General features: G+C 54.2%; 26 protein-coding genes, 3 tRNA genes and 1 pseudogene. 12 read left to right on the plus strand and 18 right to left on the minus strand.

The window, feature by feature from the left end; translation table 11 throughout:
- Window positions 1-186: 186 nt before the first annotated feature.
- From ACQG1K_RS02975 to ACQG1K_RS03015, 9 genes are all read right to left on the minus strand, one after another.
- The gene (locus ACQG1K_RS02975; RefSeq protein WP_023305400.1) at window positions 187-696 is read right to left on the minus strand and encodes a GNAT family N-acetyltransferase; all 510 of its coding nucleotides are present in this window, start codon (window positions 694-696) and stop codon (window positions 187-189) included.
- Window positions 696-2,987, minus strand: coding sequence for a phosphatidylglycerol--membrane-oligosaccharide glycerophosphotransferase (opgB, locus tag ACQG1K_RS02980; protein WP_063200430.1), 2,292 nt, complete (start codon window positions 2,985-2,987; stop codon window positions 696-698). Before opgB ends, ACQG1K_RS02975 begins: the two co-directional genes overlap by 1 nt.
- A gap of 272 nt (window positions 2,988-3,259) precedes the next feature.
- Window positions 3,260-3,742 (minus strand): DUF2501 domain-containing protein, encoded by a 483-nt coding sequence (locus ACQG1K_RS02985; RefSeq protein ID WP_022646964.1) that lies wholly within the window; start codon window positions 3,740-3,742, stop codon window positions 3,260-3,262.
- Between the two features lie 84 nt (window positions 3,743-3,826).
- Entirely contained in the window at window positions 3,827-4,564 is a 738-nt protein-coding gene (gene dnaC, locus ACQG1K_RS02990) for a DNA replication protein DnaC (protein ID WP_003856580.1), read from the minus strand.
- A complete protein-coding gene (dnaT, locus tag ACQG1K_RS02995; RefSeq protein WP_023299265.1) occupies window positions 4,561-5,106 on the minus strand; it encodes a primosomal protein DnaT in 546 nt (181 codons plus the stop codon). Before dnaT ends, dnaC begins: the two co-directional genes overlap by 4 nt.
- A 124-nt stretch (window positions 5,107-5,230) precedes the next feature.
- Window positions 5,231-5,659 carry an organic hydroperoxide resistance protein gene (locus ACQG1K_RS03000; RefSeq protein WP_003856578.1) on the minus strand — a complete coding sequence of 143 codons (429 nt, stop codon included), beginning with the start codon at window positions 5,657-5,659 and terminating at the stop codon, window positions 5,231-5,233.
- A gap of 84 nt (window positions 5,660-5,743) precedes the next feature.
- Window positions 5,744-6,196, minus strand: coding sequence for a MarR family winged helix-turn-helix transcriptional regulator (locus ACQG1K_RS03005; protein ID WP_022646966.1), 453 nt, complete (start codon window positions 6,194-6,196; stop codon window positions 5,744-5,746).
- A 44-nt stretch (window positions 6,197-6,240) separates the two neighbouring features.
- Entirely contained in the window at window positions 6,241-6,714 is a 474-nt protein-coding gene (locus ACQG1K_RS03010) for a threonine/serine exporter (RefSeq protein WP_058677754.1), read from the minus strand.
- On the minus strand, window positions 6,705-7,481 hold the full coding sequence (locus ACQG1K_RS03015) for a threonine/serine ThrE exporter family protein (RefSeq protein ID WP_032625377.1): 777 nt from the start codon (window positions 7,479-7,481) through the stop codon (window positions 6,705-6,707). Before ACQG1K_RS03015 ends, ACQG1K_RS03010 begins: the two co-directional genes overlap by 10 nt.
- A 389-nt stretch (window positions 7,482-7,870) precedes the next feature.
- Between ACQG1K_RS03015 and ACQG1K_RS03020 the strand changes: the two genes are divergently transcribed.
- Both ACQG1K_RS03020 and bglJ read left to right on the plus strand, forming a co-directional pair.
- Entirely contained in the window at window positions 7,871-8,608 is a 738-nt protein-coding gene (locus ACQG1K_RS03020) for a helix-turn-helix transcriptional regulator (protein ID WP_022646969.1), read from the plus strand.
- Window positions 8,605-9,240 (plus strand): DNA-binding transcriptional activator BglJ, encoded by a 636-nt coding sequence (bglJ, locus tag ACQG1K_RS03025; protein ID WP_032625381.1) that lies wholly within the window; start codon window positions 8,605-8,607, stop codon window positions 9,238-9,240. Before ACQG1K_RS03020 ends, bglJ begins: the two co-directional genes overlap by 4 nt.
- Window positions 9,241-9,277: 37 nt before the next feature.
- Here bglJ and ACQG1K_RS03030 read toward each other — a convergent pair whose 3' ends face one another.
- Complete coding sequence (locus ACQG1K_RS03030) at window positions 9,278-9,736, minus strand: YbaK/EbsC family protein (protein WP_046619823.1); 459 nt, start codon at window positions 9,734-9,736, stop codon at window positions 9,278-9,280.
- A 328-nt stretch (window positions 9,737-10,064) separates the two neighbouring features.
- Here ACQG1K_RS03030 and ACQG1K_RS03035 point away from each other — a divergent pair, with 328 nt between their 5' ends.
- Complete coding sequence (locus ACQG1K_RS03035) at window positions 10,065-11,411, plus strand: PTS cellobiose transporter subunit IIC (RefSeq protein WP_006810218.1); 1,347 nt, start codon at window positions 10,065-10,067, stop codon at window positions 11,409-11,411.
- A gap of 77 nt (window positions 11,412-11,488) precedes the next feature.
- On the opposite strand, the gene fhuF is transcribed toward ACQG1K_RS03035, so the two are convergent.
- Window positions 11,489-12,277 carry a siderophore-iron reductase FhuF gene (fhuF, locus tag ACQG1K_RS03040; RefSeq protein ID WP_022646974.1) on the minus strand — a complete coding sequence of 263 codons (789 nt, stop codon included), beginning with the start codon at window positions 12,275-12,277 and terminating at the stop codon, window positions 11,489-11,491.
- A 95-nt stretch (window positions 12,278-12,372) separates the two neighbouring features.
- Window positions 12,373-13,438 (minus strand): annotated as a pseudogene (locus ACQG1K_RS03045) (GGDEF domain-containing protein).
- A 216-nt stretch (window positions 13,439-13,654) separates the two neighbouring features.
- On the opposite strand from ACQG1K_RS03045, the gene ACQG1K_RS03050 reads away from it, so the two are divergent.
- Window positions 13,655-13,924: a DUF1435 domain-containing protein gene (locus ACQG1K_RS03050; protein ID WP_026080652.1), complete on the plus strand. Its 270-nt coding sequence runs from the start codon at window positions 13,655-13,657 to the stop codon at window positions 13,922-13,924.
- A gap of 42 nt (window positions 13,925-13,966) precedes the next feature.
- Here ACQG1K_RS03050 and ACQG1K_RS03055 read toward each other — a convergent pair.
- The 4 genes from ACQG1K_RS03055 to rsmC all read right to left on the minus strand — a co-directional run bounded on the left by ACQG1K_RS03055 (window position 13,967) and on the right by rsmC (window position 15,459).
- Window positions 13,967-14,053 (minus strand) — tRNA-Leu (locus ACQG1K_RS03055).
- Window positions 14,054-14,085: 32 nt separating this feature from the next.
- A tRNA-Leu gene (locus ACQG1K_RS03060) sits at window positions 14,086-14,171 on the minus strand.
- Window positions 14,172-14,199: 28 nt separating this feature from the next.
- Window positions 14,200-14,286 (minus strand) — tRNA-Leu (locus ACQG1K_RS03065).
- Window positions 14,287-14,430: 144 nt separating this feature from the next.
- Window positions 14,431-15,459 (minus strand): 16S rRNA (guanine(1207)-N(2))-methyltransferase RsmC, encoded by a 1,029-nt coding sequence (gene rsmC / locus ACQG1K_RS03070; protein ID WP_058677755.1) that lies wholly within the window; start codon window positions 15,457-15,459, stop codon window positions 14,431-14,433.
- Between the two features lie 102 nt (window positions 15,460-15,561).
- On the opposite strand from rsmC, the gene ACQG1K_RS03075 reads away from it, so the two are divergent.
- The 8 genes from ACQG1K_RS03075 to ACQG1K_RS03110 all read left to right on the plus strand — a co-directional run bounded on the left by ACQG1K_RS03075 (window position 15,562) and on the right by ACQG1K_RS03110 (window position 21,929).
- Window positions 15,562-15,975: a DNA polymerase III subunit psi gene (locus ACQG1K_RS03075; protein ID WP_022646978.1), complete on the plus strand. Its 414-nt coding sequence runs from the start codon at window positions 15,562-15,564 to the stop codon at window positions 15,973-15,975.
- Complete coding sequence (gene rimI / locus ACQG1K_RS03080; protein WP_022646979.1) at window positions 15,944-16,387, plus strand: ribosomal protein S18-alanine N-acetyltransferase; 444 nt, start codon at window positions 15,944-15,946, stop codon at window positions 16,385-16,387. The genes ACQG1K_RS03075 and rimI overlap by 32 nt, the downstream gene beginning before the upstream one ends.
- A gap of 19 nt (window positions 16,388-16,406) precedes the next feature.
- A complete protein-coding gene (yjjG, locus tag ACQG1K_RS03085) occupies window positions 16,407-17,084 on the plus strand; it encodes a pyrimidine 5'-nucleotidase (RefSeq protein ID WP_022646980.1) in 678 nt (225 codons plus the stop codon).
- Between the two features lie 92 nt (window positions 17,085-17,176).
- The gene (gene prfC, locus ACQG1K_RS03090) at window positions 17,177-18,766 is read left to right on the plus strand and encodes a peptide chain release factor 3 (protein WP_022646981.1); all 1,590 of its coding nucleotides are present in this window, start codon (window positions 17,177-17,179) and stop codon (window positions 18,764-18,766) included.
- 304 nt (window positions 18,767-19,070) lie between these two features.
- Window positions 19,071-19,688: a molecular chaperone OsmY gene (gene osmY / locus ACQG1K_RS03095; RefSeq protein ID WP_022646982.1), complete on the plus strand. Its 618-nt coding sequence runs from the start codon at window positions 19,071-19,073 to the stop codon at window positions 19,686-19,688.
- Window positions 19,689-19,813: 125 nt separating this feature from the next.
- A complete protein-coding gene (locus ACQG1K_RS03100; RefSeq protein WP_003856556.1) occupies window positions 19,814-19,975 on the plus strand; it encodes a DUF1328 domain-containing protein in 162 nt (53 codons plus the stop codon).
- Window positions 19,976-20,097: 122 nt separating this feature from the next.
- On the plus strand, window positions 20,098-21,150 hold the full coding sequence (locus ACQG1K_RS03105; protein WP_023299272.1) for a patatin-like phospholipase family protein: 1,053 nt from the start codon (window positions 20,098-20,100) through the stop codon (window positions 21,148-21,150).
- A complete protein-coding gene (locus ACQG1K_RS03110) occupies window positions 21,147-21,929 on the plus strand; it encodes a TatD family hydrolase (RefSeq protein WP_022646984.1) in 783 nt (260 codons plus the stop codon). The genes ACQG1K_RS03105 and ACQG1K_RS03110 overlap by 4 nt, the downstream gene beginning before the upstream one ends.
- Here ACQG1K_RS03110 and ACQG1K_RS03115 read toward each other — a convergent pair.
- The gene (locus tag ACQG1K_RS03115; RefSeq protein WP_426720957.1) at window positions 21,924-22,784 is read right to left on the minus strand and encodes a YjjW family glycine radical enzyme activase; all 861 of its coding nucleotides are present in this window, start codon (window positions 22,782-22,784) and stop codon (window positions 21,924-21,926) included. The two genes, ACQG1K_RS03110 and ACQG1K_RS03115, sit on opposite strands and share 6 nt — an antisense overlap.
- The gene (locus ACQG1K_RS03120; protein ID WP_063200423.1) at window positions 22,759-24,294 is read right to left on the minus strand and encodes a YjjI family glycine radical enzyme; all 1,536 of its coding nucleotides are present in this window, start codon (window positions 24,292-24,294) and stop codon (window positions 22,759-22,761) included. The genes ACQG1K_RS03115 and ACQG1K_RS03120 overlap by 26 nt, the downstream gene beginning before the upstream one ends.
- Window positions 24,295-24,378: the final 84 nt, after the last annotated feature.

The raw sequence follows: 24,378 nt of genomic DNA on the forward strand, positions 1-24,378 counted from the left end.
ACGGGATGTGCGTTTTGCCGGGTGGCGGCTACGCCTTACCCGGCCTACGGATTGTGGGTTTCGCCGGGTGGCGGCTGCGCCTTACCCGGCCTACTGATTGGGGGTTTTGTCGGGGGCGGCTGCGTCTGACCTGGCCTGCGGAATTGGGTTTTGTAGGCCCGGTAAGCGCAGCGCCACCGGGCGATTTTACAGAGGCAGGCGCATGGCGCAGCGGGAACCATACGCTAAACCGTGCGCCGTCTCTTCTTCACGTTTCTGGCGCATTTCCGGCGTCAGCGTCGTCATCATTTCAAACCCTAATCGCCTGTAGTAGGGCGCGTTCCACGGGACATCACGAAACGTCGTTAACGTCAGCGAGGTTAGCCCCAGCGTGCGGGCATGCTCTGCGACACGGTTAATCAACCGGCGTCCGAGACCTCGTCCCTGCCAGTCCAGATGAACCGAAAGTTCCACAATAAACAGCGAAGATGGCTGGGCTTCGGCGAGAATAAAGCCCACGGGCCTGTCGTCAGCCAGCGCCAGCCAGCTTAATCCGCGTCCGGCGTAACCGAGGTGATCTTCAACGGAAATAACCTCGCTGTCTGCCAGCCAGGCCAGCTCAGGAACGTCGCGAAATCGCTGCCCCGCCGCGCGTTCAATGGCGGGCAGGGCAGCGACGTCGTCGATGCGCGTCGGGCGAAGGGTGAACGCCGTCATCAGCCAGCGCTGCTCACAATTTTAATCTCCACCATGCCGATCCCCAGCTTGCGCGGAGCGTGACCGAGAATATTCCCTTCGTTAGTGGACTGCGGCTCGGGCGGCACAATGACCAGCGTATTGCTGCGTGTGGGGTTATCGAAATGCAGCGTGCTGGTGGTGACATCATTGCTCAGCGTCAGCATCTGTTCTTTATCGCCGACGCGCACCGGCACAGGACGGTTTGCGTTGGGACCAAATGCCCTGGCGGTGATCACCAGATCGAATTTCTCCGGCAGCGGATGGGTATACTCAATTTTCACCTCATCACCTAACTGCGCGTTAGACCAGCGCCCCCAGGATTCGGGACGTGAAATACCGCTGAACTGCTTCACCTCTTCAGGCGCGCCGGCAACGTTAAAGATAAAGCTGTCAGCTTTATAACGGATGTCGTTGTCGACGATTTTCAGCAGGTCAACGTTGCGCTGATAGCGTGCGGTATCAATGACCGTATCTTTAAACGCGGTTTTCCCCTGCCACTGCGGTTTATCAACGTGTTGCACGGTCTGCTCGCCGCCGAGTTGCCCCTGTGAGACGCACCAGTCGGTGGACAGTGACAGCTCTTGTGACCAGAGCTGGCCCATTTTGTAGCATTTATCGACCCAGACGAAATTATCGCGCGGGGCGAATTCCGCCAGCTGGAAGCGCAGTGGCGCGGAATATTCGCTTTCCGGCAGCGGCTCGACGCGGTTATCCGACACGCGCAGCAGCAGAGGCAGGCGGAAATGGCTGCCGGAGAACGCGATCATTTTTTTATCCTGATCGATGGTGAAGTCGTTTATCTCTTTCGGGAAGTTCCACAGGCGAATGATATCCGGCTTCCAGGCGAGGATTTTTTCCTTCATGTTGAGGAAGATTTCCGACAGGGACTGGCCCGACAACGTACTGCGGCCCAGGCCAATGAAGTTATCGCCACCCAGAATATCCAGCACGGTAGCGCCGTTATCCATCGAGTTACGTTTAGCGGCAATGATCTCCTGCTGCGGTTTATCGCCGCGCAGCACAAAGAACAGGTTGCTGCGATCCAGCTTATTCAGCTCATCCCAGGCGCTGTTTTTCATCGCCAGATGGTCAGATGAAACGACGATGACCGTATTTTTGAAATACGGCGACGCTTTGATTTTCTCGATTAACGCCGCGATATGTTCCTGGCTACAGGTCACAGCGCTGAACGACTTGTTGTTTTTACCGTCAATGTCGTAGCCCTGACGTTTACAGGTGCGTGAGACGAAACCATCCGGATGATGCGTGTCGACGGTCAACGCAAACAGCGAGAAGCGTTTACCGGCGCGGGAAAGCTCCTCGAATTTCTTCCAGGTTTCATCCAGAACGGTATCGTCGTAAAAGCCCCAGTCGTTGCGGTAGGCTGGATCGGCCACCGTGGTTTTCAGCTCTTCGGAACCATACAGGTGATCGAAACCGTGGGATCTCAGGAACACATCTTTCCCGGCAAAGCGCAGGTTTGCGCCCTGCATAAAGTAGTTTTCATAGCCCGAGTTTTTCAGGATATCGCCGAGGCAAATGTTCTGCGGGAAGAAGCTCGACATTGAGGCGGAGGCGTTGCCTTCAAACGGGGCGAACAGCGGAATGCCGCACTGGGAGGCCACCATCCCGGCGATGGTGTAATCCGTGCCGGGCAGCTGCACGGTGTGGCTGAAGTCGAGGCCCTGGTTTTTCAGCGCGCCAAGCTCTGGCGTCAGGTTCGGGAAAGCATCGTTATCAAAATAGGTGCGTTCCAGACTTTCGCCGTAGATATAGACCAGGTTGAGTCTGGGATTGTCGATCTTCTTCGAGGGTTCTTTGTAATAGGCCGCAAAGTCCGGGTCACCATCGCCCGACTGGGATTTTACCAGCTCGGTAATTTGATGGAAGGCCGGGCTGGCATCCACGGAGGCCAGCGCCAGGCACAGCGCCAGCAGGCTGTAGCCATGATGATGCGGACGGTGACGGCGACGGCGCAGAACCCAGGCCAGCGCGGCGAAGATGGCCACCAGGGCGACCACCAGCCCCAGACCCGGAAGGATGTACTTACCCACACCTGCGCCGGTCAGACTGTTGGTCAATGTGTAGAGCACCGCGTCGTTAATACCGTCGCCGGTAAAGTAATCGCTGGCATATAACGTAATGTTTAAAACAATAAAAATACCGAGCACCACCAGGGTGGCCACAAACCACCAGGTGTGACGACCGGCTTTCCAGGCATAAACGCCGATGGAAGCCAGGAAAAGGACAAGGGACATTAACTCTGACAACAGCAGATCCTCATCATGCCGGACGCTTAGCCGGCTAATTGCTTATTTTTTGGGTAATACAATGTAATTGCGATGTCGCTTAGCTGCAATTTTAGTGTCACGAAAGTGTGCTGTTGTTAGGATTTGGTTTATAAAATCGGATTTTTGAATACAGTCGCATCGTGGCATACGGAGGCTGAGGTGGTGTCAGGGGGTAAAAAAACGCACTTCACGCCGCGGTATAAGACTAATGTAATAAACGCGGCGTGTTGTGGCAGAAAAAAGGGGGACAATCAGGAGAGGAAATTAACGCCTTGTTTCAGCACCAGATCGCAGGCTTTCGTTTTCACCTGTTTCGCCAGAGATGAATTTCCAAGGGTGCTGAGGTTCAGCTGCTGACCATTTTGCGCGTTCAGCAGGCCCTGTATACCGTCCATATAGTTGGTGTCCGCTTTCTGCTCCTGGGTGTCCAGTCCCAGTTTACCCAACACCTGGTTTTTGATGTTTTCGGTATCGGTGACGGAAGCCAGTTTCTGCTTCGCGCAGTATTCCAGAATACCCGCGGCGTTGTTCATCGTTCCGGCACTCAGGCTTTGGGAGCTGTTGCCCAGCAGGCCGGTGAGGGACGAGGCTGACAGTCCGCCCTGGGACGTGCCGCTCTCTTTGGTTAACTCACTTGCTGCGCTGGAGAGCGACTCCTGCCATGATGCGGCCTGCGCTGCGCCAGTCACCAGCAGGGCGCCAGTAAGGATGCTGATAAGAAATTGTTTTTTCATAATGATTTACTCAACAAGGTCCGTTTTGGGCCAGAAGTGGGTTCAGTATATACCTCTGCTCTTCCGGCGCTCCCTGGAAATATCTTAATACTCTTTGCCGGTGACGCGGCTGCGGTAGCTGTCCCAGTCGAAGATGACGTACAGGCTGTTCCCCAGCTTCATGCGATCCATCACCCGCTCGCCAAGAAGTCGGGTCATCTCGTCGATATTGTGGTTCGTCAACATACCGGTTGGGCGTTTTGACGACGAACGGCGATCGACAATCTGGTTGATGATCACTTTTTCGTAGCGGGACTCCGTCTGGACACCGATCTCGTCGATGACCAGCAAATCCACGTTACTTAAATCATTTAGCAACTGTTCTTCGCTGGTTTCGCGATTACTGAAGGTGTCTTTCATGGCGGACATAATATCGGCCACGGTGATAATCAGCACTGACTTCCCGCGCAGCAGCAGCTCGTTGCAGATAGCGGCGGCGAGGTGATTTTTCCCGGTGCCGGGTTTTCCGCTAAAGATGAAGCTGGCGATGTTGCCGTCAAATTCATCCACGTACTGGCGCGCCTGGTTAAGGGCGTTCATCTGCCCCTGAGACTCGACCTTATAATTCTCGAAGGAGCAGTTCTGGTGCAGAGGGCGAATGCCCGAGCGGTTAAAGGTGCGCTGCATTTTCATCGCGCGGTTTTCGCGGGCGAGGGCAGCCGCGCGAATTTTACCCTGCTCTTTTTGCCATGCCAGCAGCTCTTCACCGGTGGTGAAGGCGGGCTTCACGTTGGCAGGCATCATCTTCTGCAAACGTTTCATCAGGTCGCCGACGTTTTTCATTTCGCACCTCGGAATCCATCAGGGATTTTTTTGTCCGGTTCTGAAAAAGCATTGATATCACGTTTTGGCTGGCCGTTGTTGCTGGCGCGGTTGATTTGCAGACTGCGCGCGAATTTTTGCTGCCACTGAACATGGTGGAAGACTTTTCCTTCAGCTTGCCAGTATGCGGTAAAGGCTGCCAGCTCTTCCGGTGTTGCGGGCTGCGAGAGGGCTATTCCCCATAAGGCCGCCTGCCGCTGAAAATCGGCGTCCGGCTGCCAACCGGCGTACATGGGAAATTTCCCCATTGGAACGGCCACCGGGGCGCTGGCGGGTTCGTCAAAAAACTGATTATCCAGCATGACATCGCTTGCCGGGCGCGACAGCTTCTCTTCAATTTCCAGAAGCTGCGCCAGACGTTCCGGCGTGACCGCATAAAACGCCGGGGCGTTGTCGGCAAATACCGCGAGCGTGCCGCCTTCGGCGTGCGTCAACACACCGCGAGGATCGCGCATAAAGGCATCAATGCCAGCAATGCTGGTGGTCAGAATTCTGGAGGACATAACACTTTCTCAACTGATTACTACGGGCGTGATTGAGGGTTATGGTAGCACAGAGAGAGGGGAGGAAAGGAGAGGATTTCCCCGGTGGCGTTACGCTTACCGGGGCTAAAATCACAGGGGCTGGCTACGCGATGATGTTCAGCGTCACGTCGATATTGCCGCGCGTCGCGTTAGAGTACGGACAGACGATGTGCGCCGCATCCACCAGTTTTTTGGCTTCCGCTGCGTCCATCCCTTCAACGTGGATGTTCAGCTTCGCTTCGATACCAAAACCGGTTGGCAGCGGGCCAATCCCCACTTCGCCTTCAATAAAGGCGTCTTTTGGCAGAGCGAATTTATCGCGTGCCGCAACGAACTTCATTGCGCCCAGGAAGCAGGCGGAGTAACCCGCAGCGAACAGCTGTTCAGGGTTGGTTACTTCACCCCCCATGCCGCCCATCTCTTTTGGCACACCCAGTTTGACATCCAGAACGCCATCGGAAGACGTGGCGCGGCCATCACGGCCTCCGGTTGCTTTGGCTTTGGCAGTGTAGACAACTTTTTCTAAAGACATGGCAGGTTCCTCATCTTACGTTTATATGCGCTATTAAATAGCGCGCGATGTTTTGAGTTAAAATTAGACGCGTAAAGTACAGCCTTACGCGCGATGCAGCTGTTGGCGCAAACTTTCGAGCTGTTGCTTGAGCGCCAGCATGGTGTCGGTATCACACTGCGCTGCACAGCCCACGGCGTGGGGTATCGTCACGGCCTGCTGTTGCAGCGCCCGACCCGCGTCGCTCAGGGTGACGGCGACCTGACGCTCATCCTGACGGGAACGCTGGCGGAGGATCAATCCTGCGCTTTCCAGGCGTTTCAGCAGGGGAGTCAGCGTGGCGGAATCCAGGAACAGCCGCTCGCCAATGTCTGACACCGTAATATCATCCTGTTCCCACAGCACCAGCATCACCAGGTATTGCGGGTAGGTCAGATTAAGCGGCGCCAGCAGTTGCCGGTACAGCTTGTTAAGCGCCAGATTTGCCGAATAGAGGGCAAAACAGAGCTGGTTATCCAGCAGAAGCGCGTTGGTGGTGTCGTTCGTTTTTGCGTCCATGAAATGAATATAGATAGTGCGCGATACAATTGCAAGCGATTTTATTATACGCGTGGACGTTTGCGGTAAAGCCATAAGCCGGGGATCGACAGGCCGATGGAGAGCGCACCCACGATCGACGAGGCTTTAAGGAAGTTGCTCAGGAGCAGGATCATCTGGGGTTCGCTGTAGCCAAAATGGCTGATTTTGACGGCGGAGATCATCGCCGTATAGGCTGAAATGCCCGGGAACATAGGAATCACTGCCGCCACGGTGAATACCTTCGGGTGCGCCAGATACCAGCGGGACCACTGAATACCGATGCTGCCAACCAGCATGGAGGCGATAAACGTCGACCATTCAATATTAAAGCCCGCTGTCATCATGATCATACGAGAGCCGTGGCCAATGGCACCCAGCAGCGCACACCAGGGTAATGCACGCTGTGGGACGTTAAACACCATCGCAAAACCAACGGCGGGAAGGGCAGACAAGAGCAAGTCCTGTGCCAGTACGAGCATAAAATCCATCACGCCCATCCGCGTAACCCCCAGAGTGTCATGGCCATTACCACCCCGATACAGGTCGCCAGCGTCAGCAGGCTGGCTATCGCCCAGCGCGCCAGACCGGTGTTGATATGGCCTTTGAACATATCAGCGACGGCATTAATTAAGGGAAAACCTGGCACCAGCAGCAATACGCTGGCGGCCATCGCAATAGTAGGCGTGCTGGCGAAGTAGGGCTGGCGCAAAAGCAGGCCGGATACGGTTGTCGCCACAAATGCCGTGATGCAGAAGTTAATTTGCGGATGTAGCTGTCTGTGCGTCAACAGCTGGCGGACATACATTGCGATGCTGCTGGCAAAGAAGGTCACGACAGCGCCGTCCCAGCCGCCCGCGTTGAGCTTGCAGAAGCAGGCGCAGGACAGTCCCACCATCAGCACAACCAGCCAGCGCGGATACCGGAGGGGTTTGATTTGATTGAAACGTTTTTCTATCTCCCGGAGATCGAGCAGCTTGTGTTCAGCAAGGATCACGATGTGCTGCACTTCCGTCACGACGTGCATGTTAATGCCGCGGTCATGATTTTTACGGGTGGAGGTCAGGCACTGTCCGTCTTTAATGGTGGTCAGCACAATGGCATTTGACGAGATGGAACTCTCAACGCTGTCCATCCCCAGCGCCAGCCCAAGGCGTGTGGAGAGCTCTTCGACGAGGGCGCTTTCTGCGCCGTGCTGTAAGAGAAAAAGCCCGCACTGAATACATAGCCGCGTGGTGGCACGTTGCGTAGACCGATCTGCCTGCATGAAACGCCCTGAAGAGAAGAGAGATTGCTTACTTTTAACACAAAGTGCAGGGCCCTTTGCGCTGGGCCAGATCAACATTTGTGCGATCAGTGGCGCGATGGGGGCGGAGGAAAGACAGCATTGTTATTTATTTAATGAATGTGAAATTAGGATTTATAAAAACAATATATTAAGTATTTCTAATTTCATATTTTCGATCTTTTCACGCAATTTGAATTAAATTTAAATGGTCTTTATGCGATATTAGGCCTGTATTGGGCGTTTCTTAACCCATGTGATATTTGTTCTATTTTGCGAGTATTAACCCGTTTGTACTTCGGAATGCAAACGTGTTTAACCTTGCAGGGTTAGTTCGTTCTTAAATAAAGAATTCATGACAGGGAGGGTCTATGTTGCCATTGAATGGTAAACACGGAGTGGTGATCAGCAGAGTACCGGTTATGCAAAATGGGTTAGGTGGCGTCATGTCGCGTCATTTTCCCGATTTTGAGATAACGTACTGCCGTTCGATGCAGGAGTTGACGTTATTACAATTGCGTCGCGCTGGGGTCGTTATTGCCGATATTTCGGGTGAGTATCGTAATCCACGCGGCACGCTTGAGCAATATTATGGGTTAATGAATCAGTACCGGGATATTCACTGGATATTCCTCGTTTCGCGCCCCCTTTATCCACTTGCAGTAGAGCTTCTTATGCGTCCGGAAAGCACGCTGCTTTCGGATATGGAACCCATTGAAGGCGTAATTAACGCTATTCGCGCGGGGAGTGAACGCGCCGAGCGAATAAGCCAGACGTTATTGATACCGGAAAATCCTGATATTGAAGAGGAGAGTGAGCAAATGATTGCGCTTACCCACTCTGAACGCAAGGTGTTGCGTTTGTTAGGTAAAGGTTGGGGAATCAACCAAATAGCCACGCTACTTAATAAAAGTAATAAAACGATCAGTGCACAGAAAAACAGTGCAATGCGTCGCTTATCACTTCGCAGTAATGCCGATATGTACGCGTGGATAAGCAGTACCCAGGGAATGCGAGAACTCAGTTTAATGTCGGCTTATGGAGAGTTTGAGGAATGGAAAAGACCACTGCAACAAAACATATCGCCGTCATCGAAAGCTGCTCAATGAGCGCTATGGGGCTGAAGCATCTTTTTGCGATGCCCGCCCTGAGCCATTACCAGGTGCACCTGTTTGCCAGATTTGACAACTTCAAAGCGGCGCTCTCGGAAATCTCATTCTTTGCCGTAATTTATTCATTGTCCGATGAGCGTGAGGAGCGGCGAAACTGTCTGGCCTGTTTGCGGGATCTCACCTTCACCCACAGCGACGTCAAGCGTATCGTGCTGGCCTCTGATGAAATGGAGGCGAGACTGGTCAGCCATCTTTCGCCTTCTCGCTTACATGGAATTATCAGTAAATCGGTTCCGCTGAAGCAGTTAATGGAGGGGCTGGAGACATTACTCAGCGAAACGCATCACGTGAACGACAACGTGTACAATCACTGGTGTGTGAGCCAGCATCGTATGCTAAGCCCAACTGAAAGGGCGATTCTGCGATATATGTCATCGGGTTTTTCGATCCCTGAAATTGCGGCACAGCTTGAACGCAATATCAAAACCATCCGTGCGCATAAGTTTAACGCAATGGTAAAGCTGGGCGTCAATTCTGATGTGGGATTACTGGATGCGGCAGATATCCTGGCGCATCTCCCGGTCAGGGAAATTCGCCGTTCCGCTCTCACCGTTCCTTCTTTCTCGTAGTGTTAAGTGATGCGCCAGAATTTTTCTGGCGCAACGTTCAAATACAGACATCAACCCATTTTGCTGCGGTCAGTTCCGCCATTCTGTCGGGCGATATACGCACCGCACTGTGGATGGCGCCCGCTGCGGGTAACACTTCGGCGTACTGTTTTAAAGTGATGTCACAGTAAACAGAGAGCGGATTTTCCAGTCCAAAAGGGCAGACGCCGCCAATAGGATGACCCGTCAGGGTTACTACCTCATCGCAGCTGAGCATGCGGGCTTTTGCGCCGAATGTCTCTTTGAGCTTTTTGTTATCCAGACGCGCATCGCCTTTTGCAACCACCAGAATCACATCATTTTTAATTTTCAGTGACAGCGTTTTGGCAATTTGGCCGGGTTCAACGTTGTGCGCGGCAGCAGCAAGGGCAACAGTCGCTGTGCTTTGGTTAAGCTCGATGATTTCTATATCCGGAGCGTGTTCGGCGAAAAACTGCTGTACAGACTGCAAACTCATTGATTCCTCCTGACAAATATCTTCCGTAATCTGTCATAAGAATTTAGTCGCTGTAAATATCCCTTAAGTAACAAATATCCGTCAGGAGCGATTTCTGGATCGCCTTCACATTCACAGAAACCGGTTACAGTAACCGGTTGCAGAGCGTGATGCAGAGATTAATACTGAGTGTGTAACTTCCCCTGTATCTAATAATAAGAGCTAATTATGAAACCATTCCGTTTGAGCAGTACCGCAGGTACACGATCCGGCAAGGTTGTGACGCTGATGTATGGAACAACGTGTGACGTGAGAACGTCCGAAACGAACGTCTGACAGGAGATCTGCTATGTCTGCCAACCATGCTGCATTTAATCTGATTTTCCGCTTCGTTGAAAATTATGTCAGCCCTATTGCCGGGCGCATCTCTTCCCAGCGTCACGTTATGGCGATTCGTGACGGGTTCATCTCGGCAATGCCGTTTATGATTGTCGGGTCGTTTTTATTAGTGTTCGCTTACCCACCTTTTTCGCCAGATACCACCTGGGGCTTTGCTCGCGCCTGGCTGGATATGGCGAAGCAGTTTGAAGGTCAAATTCTGACGCCGTTTGATATGACGATGGGGGTGATGTCCCTCTATATCTGTGCGGCTATCGCCTACAACCTGGGCAAACATTACGTTAAAACCCATCAGCTGGATCCGTTCATGTGCGCGATGCTGTCGCTGATGGCGTTCCTGCTGGTCGCCGCGCCTAAAACCAAAGGCGCCTTACCGGTTGATAGCCTTGGAGGGACCGGGATTTTCACCGCGATCCTGGTGGCGATTTACTGCGTTGAGATGATGCGTTTCCTGAAAGCACATAATATCGGGATCCGCCTGCCAGACCAGGTTCCGCCGATGATCAAAAACTCGTTTGACCTGCTGATCCCGGTGCTGGTGGTGGTGCTGACGCTCTATCCGCTGAGTCTGTTGATCCAGTCGCAGTTCGGTATGCTGATCCCACAGGCCATCATGTCGATATTCAAACCGCTGGTCTCTGCGGCGGACTCGCTGCCAGCGATCCTGCTGGCGGTGCTGATTGGCCACCTGCTGTGGTTTGCCGGGATCCACGGCGCAGCGATTGTCTCGGGTATGCTGCAAATGTTCTGGCTGACGAACCTGGGGGCGAACCAGACCGCGCTGGCGGCGAGCCTGCCTTTACCACACATCTTTATGGAAGCCTTCTGGACGTTCTTTATTGTGATCGGTGGGTCAGGAGCGACGATGGGGCTGGTGTTCTGTTACCTGCGTAGCCGCTCCGCGCACCTGCGCTCCATTGGACGCCTGAGCGTGGTGCCAAGCATTTTCAATATCAATGAACCGGTGATTTTTGGTACGCCGATTGTGATGAACCCGGTGTTCTTTATTCCTTTCCTGCTGGCGCCGATGGTCAATGCCGTGCTGGCATGGGCAGCGATGAAGTTTGATCTGATTGGCCGCGTGATTTCCGTTGTGCCGTGGACGGCACCGGCTCCGGTTGGTGCCGCCTGGGCGCTGGGCTGGGATTTCCGTGCAGCCATTCTGGTGCTGGTTTTGGCCTGCGTTTCCGCCATTATCTATTTCCCGTTCTTCAAGGTGTACGAGAAACAGTTGCTTCAGCAGGAAGCGGAAGAAGCACAGCGTAATGGGGAAGAGGAAAATCAGCAGGTCGCTTAGGTAAAAGCAAAACGGCAACGCAGGTTGCCGTTTTTAGTGTTTGTTCCCTCTCTCTGCGGGTTTCAGGCAGGGCCAGACTACTTAAGCGTGCAATCGCCGCACTGCTGGACATCCGGCAGACGGTAGCGCTGACAGCAGGTACGACGCACCAGAAGTCCCTCACGCGGAACCACGGTGCGGTAAAGAGGGTTATCCCGCCCATCCGACAGCTGTCTGGCAAAGAAACAGCTCTGACGCAGCGCATCCACTTTCTCGTCGCCGAGCAGCGGCTTCATCTCCGTTAAATACCAGTGGATAAGATACCCGGTATTACTCCAGATCAGTTTGCCGTTGATCTCCCCCGTCGCTTCCAGCGCATCAATGACCGGAACCAGCGCTCTTGTAATCAACCGTTCCATACGCGCCTGCGCTGACAGGTGACTCGCGCTCGGATCTTCGTGTACATCAATCCAGAAACAGGCGGCGCGTCCGGTCTCATGGAATTCGACGTGGAAATGTTCCGACGAGAGATCGAGCATCGTTTCCTGGGTCAACAGGGCCAGCATGACAGGCGGCACCATCAGCCCGATATACCATTGTGCCCAGAGGGAAAGCAGCGGTTTATTTTCCCGCGCCAGCGTCGGTTGGTTACGATAAATATGGTCGGAATAGGTTGCCAGCAGTGACCGCAGCTCGGCAGGTCGTTGCCACTGAGTCAGCGTCAGAGCATGATGCGGCGGTGCTTCATCCAGTTTGATGAAATCCAGCAGATGGGCGCGTGTTACGGCGATTTTTTCCCGAATGGCATCCGCAAGCGTCGTTTCTCCGGCGGAGAGTGGAGCTCGCCAGAGTAGTGGCTCAACGATGTGTGCGGTACGAGTCGCCATAGTGTGGATTACAAATCTAAATGATAATGATTGCCAATCCTAACTATAGATAAAACCGAGCGCAAGCGTTTTATCCTGGCGCTGTGAAGGCGGTTTCAGGCGATATGAAGCTCGTCGCTCAGCAGAATGCTGTTGCGTCCCATATGCTATGGCTTCATAGAGGGCTTTATCGGCTTTCGCCAGTGCGCCATCAACGTCTTCACCTTCGAACATGGCTATGCCAATGCTGATGGTCACGTTAGTGGCGACGCTTTCGTTAAACATGTGGGGGATTTTGAGATCGTAAACCTTCTGACGTATGCGTTCAGCTGTCTGGCGCGCTTGCTCCAGTGGGATGTTACTTAACAGCACCATAAATTCTTCCCCGCCAAACCGGGCGACAACATCGCGTGAGCGCACGGCGTCGCGGATCGCAGCCGAGACCCTGATCAAGGCCTGATCGCCCATCATATGGCCGTAATGATCGTTGTAGGCTTTGAAATGGTCGATATCCATCAGCAGCACAAAGTGCTCGCCAGCGTCAGGCCTGGGGAGGTTCTCAAGCCGGCTTTGCAGCCCGCGACGGTTATATAGGCCGGTGAGCGGGTCCATCATGCTGAGATCGGTCAGGGTTTCACGCTCTTCGAGCAGTTCGGAAAGCAGCTCCTGGGCGAAACGGTCATTACGCCGCTGAAGAACATGATGGATACCAATGGCGACCACCGGCAGCGCGAAAAAATAGGCCATTCTCAACCAGTTTTCGGACGGGCTAAGCCACAGGCAGGATATAAAAGCGGGAAATGAATGTAACGTAAAGGCTTTAATATTACTGGCGAAAGCCAGAGACCCTATAAAAAGCACTGTTAATAGCGCCATCATTAAATAGGTTGCGTGATCGTGCGTTATTAATAGAAATTTTGAGACGATCTGCCATGCCCATAAAAACCCAAAAATAGCTGAAACAACAGGGATATTTATTTTTCGCGTGCTGTTTTTCCAGTGCCAGATAAGTAAGCCAGTGCTGACAGTCAGTACGGCAAACAGGGGGACTGATAACACACGAACGGAATAGAGAGGGTTTGTTACCGAGAACAATGCTGATGCAGCGTTCAGAAATAAAAATAAACGTAAAGAAAGCTGATATTTCTTGTTGACTAAGGACAGCCAGGATTGTGATGTCATATGCGTGCGTTTTTATTAAAACTCAATTAAAACAATGAGCAAGATGTTGTTATGCAATATTGGTCGCTACAAAATTGAATTTTTATTATCAGAAAAACGTTATCGGAAGTTAACAGGTGGGCAATTTATCACCTTACACATTCTCTGTCATTATGGGAAAGCAATTGCTGGCGCAATTTCTTACGTCGCATGCTGACAATTGATAATTACTATCATATGATACTGGTTATCATTATCAGTGCGAGAGGTGAAACCATGTTGAGCAAAGCGCTGGGAAGTGGGTGGGGAATATTGCTGCCTGGTTCCATTATCGGTGGGCTGATGTTTGCCGATCTTCCCATTGATGTCTGGAAAGCAATGATTGTTTCGGGCTTGCTGGTGACATCCGCGATGATCTGGCACAAACAGTTACGGCATTACGTGCTGTTGCCATCATGCGTTGCGCTAATCAGTGGACTGCTGGTGATTCTGATGAGTTTGAAATAAAAGGGAAAAACAAGAGGTACTGCTGAAGGGATGTAAGATAATTGGTGCGAGGGGGGGGACTTGAACCCCCACGTCCGTAAGGACACTAACACCTGAAGCTAGCGCGTCTACCAATTCCGCCACCTTCGCACAGTCATCTTACTGGTTTGATATCGCCTCGTTGGTGCGAGGGGGGGGACTCGAACCCCCACATCCTAAGGACACTAACACCTGAAGCTAGCGCGTCTACCAATTCCGCCACCTTCGCCCAGTGCGAGCAATATCAACGTGATTTATGGTGCGAGGGGGGGGACTTGAACCCCCACGTCCGTAAGGACACTAACACCTGAAGCTAGCGCGTCTACCAATTCCGCCACCTTCGCATACCATCGACACTGTAAAAGTATCGTAACCACGGAGGCGCATTCTAGATGTTTTCAGCTTTACGTCAACAGAAAATTGCGCACGTTGTTTTGATTGCTGCAAAAATGGGCGATGGCAGCGTCAGCCATCGCCGGGCAGGGGAATTACTTTTTCGCCTGGCGCGTCATCACGGTGCGATACACCTTAAAGCGGCCTGTCTGGGCGATCACTTCGTGGAAGCCGAAGGTTTCATCCAGCACTTTCGGATACGCCAGGAAGGCATTCGCCACAATACGTAGCTCACCGCCGCTGTTAAGGTGACGGGTTGCGCCACGGATCAGCGTTTGCGCCGCTTCAAGGCTGGTCTCCATCCCGTCGTGGAACGGCGGGTTAGAGATGATCATGTCAAAGCGACCGGTCACGTCGGAGAAAACGTTGCTGGCAATCACTTCGCCTTCAATGCCATTCGCAGCAAGCGTGGCGCGGCTGGCTTCTACCGCCGGGGCGCTCACGTCACACAGGGTTAAACGCACTTTTGGTGAGTGGCTGGCGAGAACCGTTGACAGCACGCCCGCGCCACAGCCGACATCCAGCACCTTGCCCTTGGTGTGCGGCGTCAGGGTGGAAAGCAGCAGCTTGCTGCCCGTATCGAGCGCGTCACGGCTAAACACACCCGGCAGGGTTTTAATGGTCAGGCCGTCAAGCTGGTACTCGTCCCAGAAGGTGTTGGCATCAAAAATGGTCTGTTTTTCCAGACGGCCATGATACAGGCCGCAGCGTCGGGCGCTGTCGATTTTCGTCAACGGCGCGTAGCCTTCGAGCATCTGCTCTGCGCTTCGCACCCCGCTGCGGTTCTCACCGACGACAAAAATATCGCAGCCGACCGGCAGCAGAGAAAGCAGGTTCATCAGCTGGAACTGGGCTTCCGGTTTGTTCTTCGGCCAGTAGTAAATGAGCGTATCGCAGTCGGCAATATCGCTCTGCTCCGCCACAAGGCTAAAGCGTGCGCGCTCGCCCATCTGGCGGCTCAGCACCTGCCAGTGGTGGTAGTATTGGGTGTGGGCACGGCTTTCAGCACAGTCGAAACGTGCGGGCAGGTCATCCTGCATATCTCCGGCAAACAGAATACGGCTTTCTTCGAAATCATCACTGTGACGCAGCAAGACTTCACTTGCCGGGGTAAATGCAGACATGAATTGTTCCTCAATAAACTCAGGCGGGGATTATAGTAGGTAGATGGCGCAGTTTCGACACATTTGCTATATTTGCGCGCCTGAGAGACAGGAGTTTTCGCTATGACATCCCGACGAGACTGGCAGTTGCAGCAGCTGGGCATCACCCAGTGGGCTTTGCGTCGCCCGACGGCGTTGCGGGGCGAAATAGCCATCTCCATCCCTGCGCATGTCCGCCTGGTGATGGTGGCAGAAGCGCCGCCTGCCCTGAACGAACCCCTGATTGAGGATGTCCTTCGCACCCTGAAGGTGACAAACGATCAGGTATTACAGCTGGCGCCCGAAAGCGTCGCGATGCTTCCCCCTGACAGCCGCTGTAACAGCTGGCGAATCGGGGCGGTGGATGAGCTACCTCTTGAAGGAAGCCAGATCAGCTCGCCAGCGCTGGACGAACTGAAAGCCAACCCAAAAGCGCGTAGCGCGCTATGGCAACAAATTTGCGAATATGAACACGATTTCTTCCCTCACGACGGCTGACCTGGCCACCGCGTTCGCGATTGAAACACGCGCCCATGCCTTTCCGTGGAGCGAAAAGACGTTTGCCAGCAATCAGGGCGAACGCTATTTAAATCTCCGCCTGGACGTTGACGGTGCGATGGCCGCGTTCGCCATCACGCAGGTCGTTCTGGACGAGGCGACGCTGTTTAATATCGCGGTCGATCCCGCTTACCAGCGCCGCGGGCTGGGCAGGGATCTGCTTGAGCACCTCATTCGTGAGCTGGAAACCCGTGACGTTTTCACCCTGTGGCTGGAGGTGCGCGCGTCCAATGTCGCCGCCATCGCGCTCTATGAAAGCTTAGGCTTCAACGAGGCGACTATCCGCCGTAACTACTACCCCACCGCAGAGGGACGTGAAGACGCCATTATCATGGCTCTGCCGATTGGATAACGAAAATAAGGTTGTAACGATGAAATGGGACTGGATTTTCTTTGATGCCGACGAAACGCTGTTTACGTTTGACTCGTTCGGCGGCCTACAGCGGATGTTTCTCGACTATAGCGTGACGTTCACCGCGGAAGATTTTCAGGACTATCAGGCGGTGAACAAGCCGCTGTGGGTGGATTACCAGAACGGAGCCATCACCGCGTTACAGCTTCAGCATCAGCGTTTTGACGTCTGGGCTGAACGGTTAAACATCAGTCCTGGGGTGCTGAACGAGGCCTTCCTGAATGCGATGGCGGATATCTGCGCGCCGCTGCCCGGCGCCGTTTCTCTGCTGGATTCGCTGAAAGGGAAGGTGAAGCTTGGGATCATCACCAACGGCTTTACCGCGCTTCAGCAGATCCGCCTTGAACGCACTGGCTTGCGCGATCATTTCGACGCGCTGGTGATCTCCGAAGAGGTAGGCGTGCCGAAGCCGGATCCGCGTATTTTCGATTATGCGCTGGCGCAAGCGGGCAATCCTGACCGCGATCGCGTGCTGATGGTGGGGGATACGGCAGAATCTGATATTCTGGGAGGTATGAGATCGGGCCTGTCGACCGTCTGGCTGAATGCGCATGGCCGCACGCTGCCGGAAGGCATCGAGCCGACCTGGACCGTTACGTCATTGAACGAACTGGAGCAGCTCCTGTGTAAACAATGATTGCCTGCCCCCTGTTGATGGGTAAAATAGCCGCATTTTTCGTATTCCATGATGCGCGGCCTGCTGCCGCGCTTACCTAAGAAGAATTGATTATGACGTTGTCTCCTTATCTGCAAGAGGTGGCCAAACGCCGCACTTTTGCCATTATCTCGCACCCGGATGCCGGTAAAACGACCATCACCGAGAAGGTGCTGCTGTTCGGACAGGCGATCCAGACCGCGGGTACCGTTAAAGGCCGTGGCTCCAGCCAGCATGCTAAATCCGACTGGATGGAGATGGAAAAGCAGCGTGGTATTTCGATTACCACCTCCGTGATGCAGTTCCCGTATCATGACTGCCTGGTGAACCTGCTGGACACCCCGGGGCACGAAGACTTCTCCGAAGATACCTACCGTACCCTGACGGCGGTGGACTGCTGCCTGATGGTGATCGACGCCGCGAAAGGTGTTGAAGATCGTACCCGCAAGCTGATGGAAGTCACTCGTCTGCGCGATACGCCGATCCTCACCTTTATGAACAAACTCGACCGTGACATCCGTGATCCGATGGAGCTGATGGATGAAGTGGAAAACGAGCTGAAAATCGCCTGCGCGCCAATCACCTGGCCGATTGGCTGCGGCAAGCTGTTCAAAGGGGTTTACCACCTCTATAAAGACGAAACCTACCTGTATCAGACCGGTAAGGGCCACACTATTCAGGAAGTCCGCATCGTGAAAGGGCTGGACAACCCGGAGCTGGACGCCGCTGTCGGTGAAGAGCTGGCCGCGCAACTACGCGATGAGCTTGAGCTGGTCAAAGGCGCTTCTCACGAGTTCGACAGAGAACTGTTCCTGAGCGGTGACATTACCCCGGTCTTCTTCGGTACCGCACTCGGCAACTTCGGCGTTGACCATATGCTCGACGGTCTGGTTGAGTGGGCCCCGCAGCCGATGCCGCGTAAAACCGACACCCGCGAAGTAGAAGCGAAGGAAGAGAAGTTCTCCGGCTTCGTCTTTAAAATTCAGGCCAACATGGACCCGAAACACCGCGACCGCGTCGCCTTTATGCGCGTGGTTTCCGGTAAGTACGAAAAGGGCATGAAGCTGCGTCAGGTGCGTATTGGTAAAGACGTAGTGATCTCCGACGCGCTGACCTTCATGGCGGGCGACCGTTCGCACGTGGAAGAAGCCTATCCGGGTGACATCATTGGTTTACACAACCACGGTACCATTCAGATCGGCGATACCTTCACGCAGGGCGAAATGATGAAGTTCACCGGTATCCCGAACTTCGCGCCGGAACTGTTCCGCCGCATTCGCCTGCGCGATCCGCTTAAGCAGAAGCAGCTGCTGAAAGGCCTGGTCCAGCTTTCGGAAGAGGGGGCTGTACAGGTGTTCCGCCCTATCGCCAACAACGATCTGATCGTGGGCGCGGTGGGTGTGCTCCAGTTTGACGTGGTAGTTGCCCGTCTTAAGAGCGAGTACAACGTGGAAGCGATTTACGAATCGGTGAACGTGGCGACCGCGCGCTGGGTTGAATGTTCAGACGTGAAGAAATTCGAAGAGTTTAAGCGTAAGAACGAAGTTCAGCTGGCGCTGGACGGTGGCGATAATCTGACCTATATCGCCCCGACTATGGTTAACCTGAACCTGACGCAGGAACGTTATCCCGACGTTCAGTTCCGCAAAACGCGCGAGCATTAATTCCCTCACAGAGCACGGCAGCCGCCGTGCTCTTCTTTAATTCCAGTGTTATTAAACCCTTGCGGAATGTTCTTAATTCAACGTAATTTTTCGCTATTCGTTCGTTTTTTCCCCAATTCTGAATGCACCCCTCTGATTGTGATCTATATTTAACTCAGTGTTTAGCACCGGGCGTGGATGAATTAACTGTTCAATGCATGTCCACTGGTTCTCCATTTCGCCCGTGTGTTAATTCGCAATATATAAAACCAAGATTTAGGGAAGTATGTCGCCCAAATAACGGGCAAAACACAGGAATAAATCGATGAATATGACAAGACTGAAGATTTCTAAAACTCTGCTGGCTGTAACGTTGGGTAGTGTCCTGGTAAGCGGTTCTGCTCTGGCGGAATCCAGCACCATGGATAAAGCGCAAAATACCGCTAATACCGCAGGGGAAAAAATCGATAGCTCTATGAATAAAGTCGGTAATTTCATGGATGACAGCTCTATCACAGCAAAAGTGAAAGCCGCACTGGTGGATCATGAATCCATTAAGAGCACCGATATTTCTGTTAAAACCGACAATAAGGTTGTCACTCTGAGCGGTTTCGTTGAAAGCCAGACTCAGGCTGAAGAGGCCGTTAAAGTAGCGAAAGGCGTTGAGGGCGTAAGCTCTGTAAGCGACAAACTGCACGTACGTGACAGCAAAGAATCGTCGGTGAAGGGCTATGCCGGAGATGCAGCAACTACCAGCGAAATCAAAGCTAAACTGTTAGCTGACGACATCGTGCCATCCCGTATGGTGAAAGTTGAAACCACTGATGGTGTGGTCCAGCTGTCCGGTACGGTTGAGAACCAGGCACAAAGCGATCGTGCCGAGTCAATTGCGAAAGCTATTGATGGTGTGAAAAGCGTCAAAAACGATCTGAAAACGAAGTAAAGCAGTACCACTCGCCCGTCTGGCTGAAAACCGCGGGCGAAATAAAAACGACTCTGGAAAAGCCGGTGAGTGACCTGAGCGCTCACGTTTAGCGGCCGACATTAACTATGGTAAAGGAGAGGCTTATGTTTCGTTGGGGCATTATATTTCTGGTTATCGCGTTAATTGCCGCCGCATTGGGCTTTGGTGGACTGGCGGGTACCGCGGCATGGGCAGCGAAAATTGTTTTCGTCGTCGGTATTATTCTGTTCCTGGTCAGCCTGTTTACGGGTCGACGTCGCCCGTAGCAAACGCAATAGTTATTAAACAAACTCAAGCCAGTCCTCGTGACTGGCTTTTTCTCGTTTGAGAACCATCGGGAATGTGCGTTACTGTGTCTCATCAAAATAATGAAAACAGGAAGGCAGAGGTGGGGCAACGAATTCCCGTGACGCTCGGCAATATTGCGCCGCTGACGTTAAAACCGTTTCATGCAGGCCAGCTTGCGCTGGTCTGTGAAGGGGGCGGGCAGCGCGGTATTTTTACCGCCGGCGTGCTCGACGAATTTATGCGCGCGCAATTCAACCCGTTCGATCTCTACTTCGGTACCTCTGCCGGGGCGCAGAACCTCTCCGCCTATGTCTGCAACCAGCCCGGCTATGCGCGCAAAGTGATTATGCGCTACACCACCTCCAAAGAATTCTTCAATCCGGTACGCTTCGTGCGCGGCGGGAACCTGATCGATCTCGACTGGTTACTGGATGCCACCTCCAGCCAGATGCCGCTGGCCATGGATACCGCGTCACGACTGTTCGATACCGGCAAAGCGTTCTGGATGTGCGCCAGCCGTGGCGATGACTATTCACCGGGTTACTTTTCGCCGCAGAAAGAGAACTGGCTGGATATCATTCGCGCTTCCAGCGCGATCCCGGGTTTCTACCGTACCGGGGCGCTGCTGGAGGGGATAAACTATCTTGACGGCGGTATCAGCGACGCGGTGCCGGTACAGGAGGCCGCACGTCGCGGGGCGAAAACCATTGTGGTGATCCGCACGGTGCCTTCTCAGATGTATTACACCCCACAGTGGTTTAAGCGGATGGAACGCTGGCTGGGCGACAGCAGCCTGCAACCGCTGGTGAATATCGCGAAGCAGCATGAAACCACCTACGGCGCGATGCAGCGTTTTATTGAAAAACCACCGGGCAAGCTGCGCATCTTTGAAATTTACCCGCCGAAGCCGCTGCTGAGCATGGCGCTGGGCAGTCGGCTGCCTGCGTTGCGTATGGATTACAAAACGGGGCGGCTATGCGGGCGTTACTTCCTGGCGACCGTCGGGAAAATGCTGGCCGAGCAACCGCCTCTTCATCGGCATAAAAGCATCATATTGCCACCCGCTAGTGTGGCCAATGACGCGGTGGCGATGCCGCTGGTGGACGCGCCGCAGGCCAACGACGGCATACTCGATAACGAGGACCTGGCGTGACGCACTCTTTTATCGATACCCATTGCCATTTTGATTTCCCGCCGTTTAGCGGGGAGGAAACATCAAGTATTGCGCGTGCGGCTGAGGCCGGTGTGAGAGCCATTATTGTGCCCGCTATTGAAGCGGCGAGATTCGAGAAAGTCCTGGCGCTTGCCCAGGGTCACGATGCGCTGTATGCCGCGCTGGGTCTGCATCCGATCGTGATTGAGCACCATCTTGATGACCATCTCGACAGGCTGGATGCCACGCTGCAAAACGCGGATACGAAGCTGGTTGCCATCGGTGAGATCGGCCTCGATCTCTATCGTGAAGATCCGCAGTTTGAGCGCCAGCAGACGATCCTGGATGCGCAGCTCCGGCTGGCAAAGCGCCACGATCTGCCGGTGATCCTCCACTCCAGGCGTACCCATGACAAACTGGCGATGCACCTGAAGCGCATCGACGTGCCGCGCAGGGGCGTGGTCCATGGTTTCGCTGGAAGCCTTCAGCAGGCGCAGCGTTTTATCGAGCTGGGCTATAAAATTGGTGTCGGTGGCACTATCACCTATCCGCGAGCCAGCAAAACCCGGGATGTGATGGCGCAACTCCCCCTGTCTTCGCTCCTGCTGGAAACGGATGCCCCTGACATGCCGCTGAATGGTTTTCAGGGCCAGCCCAACCGCCCGGAGCAGGCGGCGCGCGTTTTTGATGTGCTGTGCGAGCTGCGTCAGGAGCCTGAAGATGTGATTGCCAGCGCGCTGCTGGAAAATACCCGCGCGGTCTTCGGCATCACGCTATAGATAAAGGGCCGGGCGGATCACCGTGATCTGCTGTCGTTCCAGGGCCTGCGCCAGCGGCTCGATGTCCTCCGGCGTGGCGCTCCGCCATCGCGCCGCCTCCCCGTAAACCCCATGGGCATGAAACGCGTTGATCCGCACCGGAACGTTCCCTAACGCGTGGATAAAAGCGGTCAGCGATGACAGATGTTGCAGATAATCACACCGATCGGGGATCACCAGCAGGCGCAGCTCCGTCAGGCGATGACGATCGGCCAGCCAGCGGATGCTCTGCTTGATCAGCGTGTTTTCGCGCCCGGTCAGAAAACGGTGATGTTCATTGCCCCAGGCTTTCAGATCCACCATCGCGCCGTCAAACACCGGTAACAGCTTTTGCCAGCCGGTTTCGCTTAACAGGCCGTTGCTGTCCACCAGGCACGTCAGATGGCGCAGGGACGGATCGGCTTTGATCGCGGTGAACAGCGCAACCACAAACGGCAGCTGCGTGGTGGCCTCACCCCCGCTGGCGGTCACGCCCTCAATAAACGGCGCGGACGTGCGGATCCGTGAGAGGATCTCCTCGACGCTGTATCGCTGCGCCATCGGCGTCGCCTGCTGCTGACACAGGTGCAGGCAGGTATCGCACTGCTGACAGTGACTCTCCTGCCACCAGACGCGCCCGGCCTGAATCGTCAGCGCATCATGAGGACAGTGGGGAACACAGTCGCCGCAGTCGTTGCAGCGCCCGATGGTCCACGGGTTGTGGCAGGTTTTGCAGCGCAGGTTACAGCCCTGGAGGAACAGCGCCAGGCGGCTGCCCGGCCCGTCCACGCAGGAGAAGGGAATAACCTGACTAACTAAAGCGCATCTGCTGTTCATGGCTTATCACGCGTGGCTGACGTTCCAGAATACGGGTATTGCGCGCGGCCTCCTCGCCGAGCCAGGTGGTGTTGGTGCGCGAGCCGGCCTCCCGATATTTCTCCAGGTCGGAGAGCCGCACCATATACCCGGTGACGCGCACCAGGTCGTTTCCGGCCACATTCGCGGTGAACTCACGCATACCGGCGTTGAACGCTCCCAGGCACAGCTGCACCACCGCCTGAGGATTGCGTTTAACCGTCTCATCCAGGGTGAGAATATCGCTGATCCCCGAATGATAGTGTTTATGGTGCGGGGCTATGGCCAGCAGGTGGCTGATGGGATCTGGCTCGTCACCGTACGGCAGACGCGCCCCCGGCGTGGTGCCTGAATCAGAACTGATCCCTGACTGCGCGTGCAGCATCGCGCGGTGCTGCCAGCCGTGTTTCACCGGCGTGTTTTCAACGAACGCCGCCAGCTGTTCACTGATGCGGTAACCCAGCGCATTGGCCTGCTCGTTTTTACCGTACCGTCCCGTAATGCCTGCTTTCTCGCACAGCACGTTTACCGCTTCGGCCAGACCGTACATGCCAAACATCGGTACAAAACGATCGGCATCAATCAGCCCCTCTTTCACCAGGAAGCTATTCTCAAAGAAGCCGGATTGTTCATATAAAAAATCGCAGCGCGCATTAATGATCGCGATTTGTTGCTGGCAGTAGTGGGGAAGGGTACGGGTGAAAAAGTCTTCCGGTGAGCGGCTGTGCTCCGCAATCGCTTTCAGGTTAAGGCGCACCAGCGTGCTGCCGCCGCCCGCCAGCGGCAGGGAGTTGTAACAGCTCACCACGCCATAGCGACCTTTTGTGAAAATTTTATCATTTACCGGGCCATTGGAAATATGCGGCTTACTGCACTCGCAAATGTTTTTCGCCACGCTCAGCAGCAGATCGTCAGGGGTGACGTCCGGGTCGTAAATAAAGGTCAGGTTCGGCGCGACCTGCTTCAGATCTGCGTCCGCTCGCAAAATAGCACGCGTGACGGGCGTATCCGCCGGGCCGATATTGGCATGCATAAAGGCATCGGGCAGGGTTCTGTCCAGGTAACGCCAGAAACGTTTTATTCGGCTATCGATTTCATCCTGTGTTAGAATTTTAACATATGGGTTGAGTATCTCATCGAGCTGACCCAGATAGACTGGCATTGATGTGACGGACGGAACATGGTGATAAAGGATAGTGAGCAGTGAGAGGGCATCATCCAGATCTTTCGCCCCTTCCAGCTCCAGCCATTCTGAGCCGTTAGCCAGAAATTTAGCGTAGTCCGGCAGCACGTAGCGCGGTTTGTAAGGTGCATGACCTTCGAACATGTCGCAGATGTATCCCTCGTCCAGCGCGGCGCGGGCCGCCTCTGGCAGAGCGGGATAGAGCAGATTGTTCTCCGCTTCCAGCGCCAGAAAATGACGTTTTTGTTCCGGGGTTAACACCGGGCTGGTCACAATGTGCTGGCATCGTTGTTGCAGGGCGTCGGGCATGTTCAACTTCCTTGAGGGTTCTGCGGATGGTGAACGAATTGTAAGAAGCCAGCCTGCCGGGGCTTTTGATCCGACAGGGGGTAT

This window comes from Enterobacter cloacae complex sp. 402C9 (assembly GCF_050030745.1).
Lineage (GTDB): Bacteria > Pseudomonadota > Gammaproteobacteria > Enterobacterales > Enterobacteriaceae > Enterobacter > Enterobacter intestinihominis.

Coding starts and splice junctions, on each gene's coding strand:
- dnaC (WP_003856580.1), bottom strand. CDS start 4,564: ATGAAAAACGTCGGCGACCTGATGAAACGTTTGCAGAAGATGATGCCT.
- prfC (WP_022646981.1), top strand. CDS start 17,177: ATGACGTTGTCTCCTTATCTGCAAGAGGTGGCCAAACGCCGCACTTTT.
- bglJ (WP_032625381.1), top strand. CDS start 8,605: ATGAGCGCTATGGGGCTGAAGCATCTTTTTGCGATGCCCGCCCTGAGC.
- ACQG1K_RS02975 (WP_023305400.1), bottom strand. CDS start 696: ATGACGGCGTTCACCCTTCGCCCGACGCGCATCGACGACGTCGCTGCC.
- ACQG1K_RS03015 (WP_032625377.1), bottom strand. CDS start 7,481: ATGCAGGCAGATCGGTCTACGCAACGTGCCACCACGCGGCTATGTATT.
- ACQG1K_RS03050 (WP_026080652.1), top strand. CDS start 13,655: ATGATACTGGTTATCATTATCAGTGCGAGAGGTGAAACCATGTTGAGC.
- ACQG1K_RS03035 (WP_006810218.1), top strand. CDS start 10,065: ATGTCTGCCAACCATGCTGCATTTAATCTGATTTTCCGCTTCGTTGAA.
- ACQG1K_RS03120 (WP_063200423.1), bottom strand. CDS start 24,294: ATGCCCGACGCCCTGCAACAACGATGCCAGCACATTGTGACCAGCCCG.
- ACQG1K_RS02985 (WP_022646964.1), bottom strand. CDS start 3,742: ATGAAAAAACAATTTCTTATCAGCATCCTTACTGGCGCCCTGCTGGTG.
- ACQG1K_RS03005 (WP_022646966.1), bottom strand. CDS start 6,196: ATGGACGCAAAAACGAACGACACCACCAACGCGCTTCTGCTGGATAAC.
- ACQG1K_RS03020 (WP_022646969.1), top strand. CDS start 7,871: ATGTTGCCATTGAATGGTAAACACGGAGTGGTGATCAGCAGAGTACCG.
- ACQG1K_RS03010 (WP_058677754.1), bottom strand. CDS start 6,714: ATGGGCGTGATGGATTTTATGCTCGTACTGGCACAGGACTTGCTCTTG.
- rimI (WP_022646979.1), top strand. CDS start 15,944: ATGAACACGATTTCTTCCCTCACGACGGCTGACCTGGCCACCGCGTTC.
- yjjG (WP_022646980.1), top strand. CDS start 16,407: ATGAAATGGGACTGGATTTTCTTTGATGCCGACGAAACGCTGTTTACG.
- ACQG1K_RS03075 (WP_022646978.1), top strand. CDS start 15,562: ATGACATCCCGACGAGACTGGCAGTTGCAGCAGCTGGGCATCACCCAG.
- osmY (WP_022646982.1), top strand. CDS start 19,071: ATGAATATGACAAGACTGAAGATTTCTAAAACTCTGCTGGCTGTAACG.
- dnaT (WP_023299265.1), bottom strand. CDS start 5,106: ATGTCCTCCAGAATTCTGACCACCAGCATTGCTGGCATTGATGCCTTT.
- rsmC (WP_058677755.1), bottom strand. CDS start 15,459: ATGTCTGCATTTACCCCGGCAAGTGAAGTCTTGCTGCGTCACAGTGAT.
- ACQG1K_RS03115 (WP_426720957.1), bottom strand. CDS start 22,784: ATGAACAGCAGATGCGCTTTAGTTAGTCAGGTTATTCCCTTCTCCTGC.
- ACQG1K_RS03030 (WP_046619823.1), bottom strand. CDS start 9,736: ATGAGTTTGCAGTCTGTACAGCAGTTTTTCGCCGAACACGCTCCGGAT.
- ACQG1K_RS03100 (WP_003856556.1), top strand. CDS start 19,814: ATGTTTCGTTGGGGCATTATATTTCTGGTTATCGCGTTAATTGCCGCC.
- fhuF (WP_022646974.1), bottom strand. CDS start 12,277: ATGGCGACTCGTACCGCACACATCGTTGAGCCACTACTCTGGCGAGCT.
- ACQG1K_RS03000 (WP_003856578.1), bottom strand. CDS start 5,659: ATGTCTTTAGAAAAAGTTGTCTACACTGCCAAAGCCAAAGCAACCGGA.